The 7,442-nt window shown below is 66.3% G+C and carries 6 protein-coding genes and 1 pseudogene; 4 read left to right on the plus strand and 3 right to left on the minus strand.

The features are described 5' to 3' along the window. Positions 1-2 precede the first annotated feature (2 nt). Together AC6LJY_RS12565 and AC6LJY_RS12570 are read right to left on the minus strand one after the other, a co-directional pair. Entirely contained in the window at positions 3-740 is a 738-nt protein-coding gene (locus tag AC6LJY_RS12565; RefSeq protein WP_104144807.1) for an enoyl-CoA hydratase-related protein, read from the minus strand. After that, positions 737-1,708, minus strand: coding sequence for an NAD(P)H-dependent flavin oxidoreductase (locus AC6LJY_RS12570; protein ID WP_498136055.1), 972 nt, complete (start codon positions 1,706-1,708; stop codon positions 737-739). Before AC6LJY_RS12570 ends, AC6LJY_RS12565 begins: the two co-directional genes overlap by 4 nt. 222 nt (positions 1,709-1,930) lie before the next feature. On the opposite strand from AC6LJY_RS12570, the gene AC6LJY_RS12575 reads away from it, so the two are divergent. The 4 genes from AC6LJY_RS12575 (at position 1,931) to AC6LJY_RS12590 (ending at position 6,807) form a co-directional block, all read left to right on the plus strand. Then, positions 1,931-2,554, plus strand: coding sequence for a TetR/AcrR family transcriptional regulator (locus tag AC6LJY_RS12575; RefSeq protein ID WP_046806606.1), 624 nt, complete (start codon positions 1,931-1,933; stop codon positions 2,552-2,554). Between the two features lie 51 nt (positions 2,555-2,605). Beyond that, a complete protein-coding gene (locus AC6LJY_RS12580; protein ID WP_498136056.1) occupies positions 2,606-3,754 on the plus strand; it encodes an acyl-CoA dehydrogenase family protein in 1,149 nt (382 codons plus the stop codon). A 206-nt stretch (positions 3,755-3,960) separates the two neighbouring features. Further along, the gene (locus AC6LJY_RS12585; protein WP_046806604.1) at positions 3,961-5,190 is read left to right on the plus strand and encodes a CaiB/BaiF CoA transferase family protein; all 1,230 of its coding nucleotides are present in this window, start codon (positions 3,961-3,963) and stop codon (positions 5,188-5,190) included. Positions 5,191-5,283: 93 nt separating this feature from the next. Continuing rightward, a complete protein-coding gene (locus tag AC6LJY_RS12590; RefSeq protein WP_498136057.1) occupies positions 5,284-6,807 on the plus strand; it encodes a 3-hydroxyacyl-CoA dehydrogenase in 1,524 nt (507 codons plus the stop codon). A gap of 172 nt (positions 6,808-6,979) precedes the next feature. Here the strand turns inward: AC6LJY_RS12590 and AC6LJY_RS12595 are convergent. Next, positions 6,980-7,333: pseudogene (locus AC6LJY_RS12595) on the minus strand (c-type cytochrome); the annotation flags it as partial. Between the last annotated feature and the right edge of the window lie 109 nt (positions 7,334-7,442).

Here is a 7,442-nt window from a genome sequence, read left to right on the forward strand (position 1 = left end):
CGCTATTTCTTGAAGAACTTCGCAAACGCCGCCTGCGCCTCCTCGGTTTGCAGGCGGGCGCGGAATTGCTGGGCTTCGTAGTCCAGCGTTTCCTGGATGGCCAGGCGATCCGCACGTTTCATCATGGCCTTGGTCAGGCGCAAGGCAGCCGGCGGTTGGCGGGCCAGGTCGGCGGCCGTGGCCTGTGCGGCGGCCAGCGCCGCGCCTGCCGGTGTGACGCTGGTGGCCAGACCCGCGTCGCGCGCGTCCTCGGCCGAAAACGCCTTGCCTTGCAATAGCCATTCGGCGGCGCGCCGGCCCGCCAGGCGCGGCATCAGCAGGCTGGACGCGCCCTCGGGGCACAGGCCCAGCGCCACGAATGGCATGCGCAGCGTGGCGCCCTGGCCAATATGGACAAAGTCGCAATGCTGCAACAGGGTCACGCCAATGCCGATCGCATAGCCCTCGACCGCCGCGATCACCGGTACCTCGGCCGTGGACAGCGCCCGCAAGAACGTCAGCCCCGCGCTATCGCCCGCGCCGCGTTCCGCCTGGAAGTCTCGCAGGTCATTGCCCGCCGTGAAATGCTGGCCCGCGCCCGTCAGTATCACCGCTGACACGGCCTGATCGGCGCTGGCCAGCGACAGCTGCTCGGTCAGCGCGGCGTAGGTGGCCGTGTCCAGCGCGTTGCGGCGGTCCTGGCGGTCGATGGTCAGCGTCAGTACCGCGCCGTCGCGGGCGACTTTCAGCCCCGCGCTCATGCGAACGACCTGCCTTCCAGCTGCGCCTTGGCCTGGGCATATTCGCGGCGCAGCGTGGCGACGATTTCGCGCGTGGGCAACACGCTGGCGATGCCGCCCACGCCCTGGCCCGCGCCCCAGATGTCTTTCCACGGCTTGACTCGCGACGATCCAAAGTTGGAGGCGCCGCTGTCCGGCTGCGGCAGGTTGGCGGGGTCCAGGCCCGAGGCGGTGATGCTGGCCTTCAGGTAATTGCCCGGGATGCCGGTGAAGAATGGCGTGTACAGAATGTCGGACGCGCTGGCTTCGACGATGGCGGATTTGTAGCCTTCGCTGGCGTTGGCTTCCTGGCTGGCGATAAAGCGCGTACCCATATAGGCAAAGTCGGCGCCCATGGCCAGCGCCGCCAGCACGTGCGCGCCGGACGTGATGGCGCCGGACAGGATCAGCGGGCCGTCATAGAAGCGGCGTACTTCGGACAGCAGCGCAAAGGGGCTGAGCGTGCCGGCGTGGCCGCCCGCGCCCGTGCACACCAGGATCAGCCCATCGACGCCCGCTTCCAGCGCCTTTTCGGCATGGCGCAGCGTGGTGACGTCGTGAAAAACCTTGCCGCCCCAGTCGTGCACGCCTTTGACCAGGTCGCCGGGCGCGCGCAGGCTGGTGATGATGAGCGGCACGCGGTGGCTGGCGCAAACGGCCAGATCCTGCTCCAGGCGGTCGTTGGACTGGTGAATGATCTGGTTGACCGCAAACGGCGCCACGACGGCGCCGGGGTTGGCTTCCCGGTACGAGGCCAAGCCGGCCTGGACCTCATCCAGCCAATCGGTCAACAGGCTCTGCGGACGCGCGTTCAGCGCGGGGAACGAACCCACGATGCCGCTCGTGCACTGCGCGATCACCAGTTGCGGGTTTGAGACGATGAACATGGGGGCGCTGATGACCGGCAGGGACATCTGGCCATACAAATCTGTCACGAGAGAGTGGGGCATAGCGTCGTCGCGTTGTGTCCAGGTCAGTCCAGAAAGGGCTTGCCCGCAAGCACTCGGGCACCAAAAAAACCATCTTGAGCCCAAAAGGCGGATGTGCCTATAATTACCTACCGACCGTCCGGTAATTAATTAATCTTTATTTAACGGCATGCGCCGAACCGCTGTCAATGCAGGGTCATCCGACCCGCGCGCGGTTCTCGGCGCAAGTCTCCAAAGGCTGTCATGGCGACCTCCGCCCCTCCTGTTCAGAAACGCGCCCGCGCCGGCCGTCCGCCCACGCTGGTGGCGCCCCGCGAACGCATCCTGGAAGAAGCCGCCAAGCTCTTCGCCCAAAGCGGCTACGACGGCAGTTCGGTGTCGGACCTGGCCGCCGCCATCGGCGTGTCCAAGGCCGCCATCTATCACTACTACACCACCAAGCAGGACATTTACGACGCCATCATCCTGGGCGTGTTGAATGGCCTGACTCAAAGCGTCGGCCAGGATGTGGCCGCCGCGCAAGGCGCCGCCGCCCGGCTGCGCGCCTTCATGGTGGGTCACGCCCGCTACTTCGAACAGCACCACGCCGAATTCGTCACGATGCTGATCGGCTATTCCGGCATGGCGCTGCCCGAACGCGAAGACGCCGCGCGCCTGCGCGATGGCTACGAAAAGCGACTGCGCGAAGTCATCGCGCAAGGCGTGGAGCAGGGCGTGTTCCGCCCGCTGGATGTGGCCGCGACCGGCCGCGCCGTGCTGTCCATGCTGAATTGGATGGTGCGCTGGTACAAGCCCGGCCAGGGCGACAGCGCCGAGACCATCGCCGACGGTTATTTCGATTTACTGGTGGGCGGCATGCGCGCCTGACGCACGGCCACCGACCCTCTGCCTGCTTATCCATCTTCTGAGACTTGCACCATGGCCCTCGACACTGAAACCCTGAACCTGTTGCTGGACGCCGTGCACCGCTTCGTGCACGAACGCCTGATTCCCGCCGAAGACGAACTGGCCACCAGCGGCCAGGTGCCGCCGGACATCGTCAACGAAATGCGTGAACTGGGCCTGTTCGGCCTGTCCATTTCGCCCGACTTCGGCGGCCTGGGCCTGACGATGGAAGAAGAAGTGCGCGTGGTGTTCGAGCTGGGCCAGACCTCGCCCGCGTTCCGTTCGCTGGCGGGCACCAACATCGGCATCGGCTCGCAAGCCATCGTGCTGGCGGGCACGGACGAACAGCGCGCGCGCTACCTGCCCAAGCTGGCCAGCGGTGAATTGATCGGATCGTTCGCGTTGACCGAACCGGACGCCGGTTCCGACGCGATGGCGCTGCGCCTGTCGGCCGATCGCGACGGCGACAGCTATGTGCTCAACGGCACCAAGCGCTACATCACCAACGCGCCCATCGCCGGCCTGTTCTCGGTCATGGCGCGCACCGCGCCCGAACGCCGCGCCAATTCCATTTCGTGCTTTTTGGTCGAAGCCGGCACGCCCGGCCTCATCATCGGCAAGCCCGACAAGAAGATGGGCCAGGCGGGCGCCTTGACCAGCGATGTCGTGTTCGACAACTGCCGCGTCCCCGCCAGCGCCTTGCTGGGCGGCGAAGAGGGCAACGGTTTTCGCACGTCGATGCGCGTGCTGGACAAGGGCCGGCTGCATATCTCGGCGCTGTGCGTCGGCATTGCCGACCGCTTGCTGGCCGACGCGGTCAAGTACGCCATGGAGCGCAAGCAGTTCGGTCAGCCCATCGCGGAATTCCAGCTGATCCAGGCCATGATCGCCGACAGCCAGGCCGAGCTTTACGCCGCCCGCTGCATGGTGCTGGACGCGGCCCGCATGCGCGATCGTGGCGAGAACACGACCATGCAGGCCGCCTGCTGCAAGCTGTTCTCGACCGAGATGGTGGGCCGCGTGGCGGACCGCGCCGTGCAGATCCATGGCGGCGCGGGCTACATGTCGGAATACGCCGTTGAACGCTTCTACCGCGACGTGCGCCTGTTCCGCATCTTTGAAGGCACCTCGCAGATCCAGCAGCTGGTGATCGCCCGCGAAACGATCAAGGCGCATTCCTAAGCGTTTTCCGCCTGGAAATCCGGTCATAGTGTCCAAACAGCTAATATCCGGATTGACGAATGGTGCCGCGGGCGCGACCCTAACGGTCCGCGTCCGGGTATGACGCGCCGGCGGCCTGATCCGCCGGCATGACGGAATTCCAGTCTGGCTTCGCGCGTGGCCGCAAGCCGGACGTTTTCATTTCTCATCTAGCGAAAAGACTACAGATGTCGCAACGTCCCGCTCCCCTTACCGGCATACGCGTGCTGGATTTGACCCGCGTGCTGGCGGGCCCCTGGTGCACCCAGAACCTGGCCGACCTGGGCGCCGAGGTCATCAAGATCGAACGGCCCGGCTCGGGCGACGACACGCGCGCGTGGGGGCCTCCGTACCTGAAGGACGAAGCGGGCAACGACACCACGGAAGCCGCCTACTACCTGTCCGCCAACCGCAACAAGATGTCGGTGGCGCTGGACATTGCCTCGCCGCGCGGTGCCGAGCTGGTGCGGGAACTCGCCCTGCAAAGCGATATCCTGGTGGAAAACTTCAAAGTAGGCGGCCTGAAGAAATACGGCCTGGACTACGAAAGCCTGAAGGCCATCAACCCGCGTTTGATCTATTGCTCGATCACCGGCTTTGGCCAGACCGGCCCGTACGCCAGCCGCCCCGGGTATGACTTCATGATCCAGGGCATGGGCGGCCTGATGAGCATTACGGGCGAACGCGACGACCTGCCCGGCGGCGGCCCGCAAAAGGCCGGCGTGGCCGTGGCCGACCTCATGACCGGCATGTATTCCACCGTGGGCATCCTGGCCGCGCTGTTGGAGCGCGCCAATAGCGGGCTAGGCCAGCACATCGACATGGCGCTGCTGGATTGCCAGGTCAGCATGATGGCCAATCAAAACCTGAACTTCATGACCTCTGGCGTGGCGCCCCAGCGCGCGGGCAACGCGCACCAGAACCTGGTGCCTTACCAGGTGTTCGCGGCATCCGACGGCCACTTGATCGTGGCGGTGGGCAACGACAGCCAGTTCCGCAACTACTGCGGCGCCATCGGTCTGCCCGAACTGTCCGCGGACCCGCGTTTTTCCACCAACCCGCAGCGCGTGAAGAACCGCGCCGAACTGGTGCCGCTGCTGGCCGAGCGCATGGCCACCGGCGCGCGCGACCACTGGCTGGCCGCGCTGGAAGGCGTGGGCGTGCCGGCCGGCCCCATCAATACGCTGGACCAGGTCTACGAAGACCCGCACGTGCTGGCGCGCGAAATGAAGCGCGAACTTCCGCATCCGGCTGCCGGCAAGGTGCCGATGGCGTCCAGCCCCCTGAAGTTCTCCGACAGCCCGGTTCAATACCGCCGTCCGCCGCCCATGCTGGGCGAGCACACCGCGCAGGTGCTGGCGGAGAAGCTGGGATTGTCGGCTGAAGAAATCCAGGCGCTGGCTCAAAGCCAGCCCTGATCGCGGCGGGCGGCCAGGCGCCGCCCGCTTGCCGTGCGCCATGCCGCGGCGCGCACCACCATTCCAATACCCAATACAGGCAGGAGAGAGTTGATGACGGAGATTCAAACCATCGGCGTCGTGGGCGCCGGGGCCATGGGGCGCGGCATCGCGCAGATCGCGGCGCAAGCCGGGCTGCGTGTGCGTCTGTACGACACCAGCGCCGACGCCGTGGCGGCCGCGCGCGAATCGTTGCGCCAGACGTGGGACAAGCTGGCTCAAAAGGGCAAGCTGACCGCCGCCGACGCACAAGCCGCGCTGGAACGCGTGGAAGCCGCCACCGCGCTGACCGATATGTCGGCCTGCCAGTTGGTGGTGGAAGCCATCGTTGAACGCCTGGACGTCAAGCGCGACCTGTTCGCCGCCCTGGAAGGTGTGGTCTCGGAAGACTGCATCCTGGCGTCGAACACGTCGTCGCTGTCCATTACCGCCATCGCGGCCGCCTGCAAGCACCCGCGCCGCGTGGCCGGCTATCACTTCTTCAACCCGGTGGCGTTGATGAAGGTGGTGGAAGTCATCGACGGCCTGCGCAGCGCGCCCGAAGTGGGCGACGCGCTGGCCGACTTGGCCCGCCGCATGGGCCATACGCCCGTGCGCGCCAAAGACATGCCGGGTTTCATCGTCAACCACGCGGGCCGTGGCATGAACACCGAAGGGCTGCGCGTGGCCCAAGAGGCTGTAGCCACGTTTGCCCAGGTTGACGCCGTGATGCGCGAGCAGGCCGGCTTTCGCATGGGCCCGTTCGAACTGCTGGACCTGACCGCGCTGGATGTGTCGCACCCGGTGATGGAATCCATCTACCGCCAGTTCTTCGACGAAGCGCGCTTTCGTCCGTCGCCCATCACCACGGTGCGTTTGGCCGGTGGGCTGATCGGGCGCAAGGCCGGCGAAGGCTTCTATGTTTACGCCGACGGCCAGAAGCAAGTGCCCGCTGAACCGCCGGTGCCGGCCCTGCCCGCCGGCCTGAAGGTGTGGGTCAGCCCCAAGCACGCGGAAGGCTACGCACGCGCGTCGGCGCTGGTTGAAAAGCTGGGCGCCACGTTGGTGACGGGCGCGTCGCCCGATGCGGACGCGTTGATCATCGTCACGCCGTTTGGCGATGACGTGTCGACGACGGTGTCGGCACAAGGCCTGAACGCCGGCCGTACGGTCGGCCTGGACGCGCTTTACGCTTTCGATGGCGCCAAGCGCCGCACCCTCATGGTGTCGCCCGCCACCGAAGCCAAGTGGCGCGACGCGGCGCATGCCCTGCTGGCCGCCGATGGCGTGCCGGTCACGGTAATCGAGGACTCGCCGGGCTTCATCGCCCAGCGCATCGTGGCGATGATCGTCAACATCGCCAGCGATATCGCGCAGCAGCAGATCGCCACGCCGGAAGACATCGACAAGGCCGTGACGCTGGGCTTGGGCTACCCCGTGGGCCCGCTGGCGCTGGGCGACAAGCTGGGCGCGGACCGCATTCTGGAAATCCTGAAAAGCATGCAGCGCGTGACGGGCGATCCGCGCTATCGCCCCAGCCTGTGGCTGCAACGCCGGGTGCAGTTGGGCATGTCGCTGTTGAGATCGTCGGCGGAATAAGCCGCGGCGACGGTCCGGCGGCCCGGCGTTCCGGTGGCCCGGCGTTCCGGCGGTCCGGCGTCCCGGCGTCGCCCTTACCCGTAACGCAGCCATAAAAAAGCCCCTTGAATGTTCAAGGGGCTTTTTACTGTCCGGGTCATCCGCATCGCGGCTCCGGCGACATACGCCGGGATTACTTGGCGTGATCCACCATGTACTGGACGGCGGCGCGGATGTCTTCTTCCGAGGCATTGGCGGCGCCGCCCTTGGGCGGCATCGGCGGCTTGCCTTGCATGGCGACCTTCACCATGGCGTCCATGCCGGTCTTGATGTAGGGGTCCCAGGCAGCCTTGTCGCCGAACTTGGGCGCGTTGGCCACGCCGGTGGCGTGACAGGCGAAGCAGACGCTCTTGTAGAGCTTTTCGCCAGCCGGGTTGACGGCGGCGGCCTGTTGCGGGGCAGCGGCAGGAGCCGGCGCCGCGGGCGCCGCTGCGGTCGGGGCAGGAGCGGCGGCGGGAGCCGGGGCTGCCGGGGGTGCGGGAGCTGCGGGTGGCTCTTATACACATCTCCGAGCCCACGAGACCACGGAACAAATCTCGTATGCCGTCTTTTGCTTGGAAAAAAAAAACAAGTGCAGAGGAATATCAGCGTCTTAT

Source organism: Achromobacter sp. RT286_PF (genome assembly GCF_059760425.1).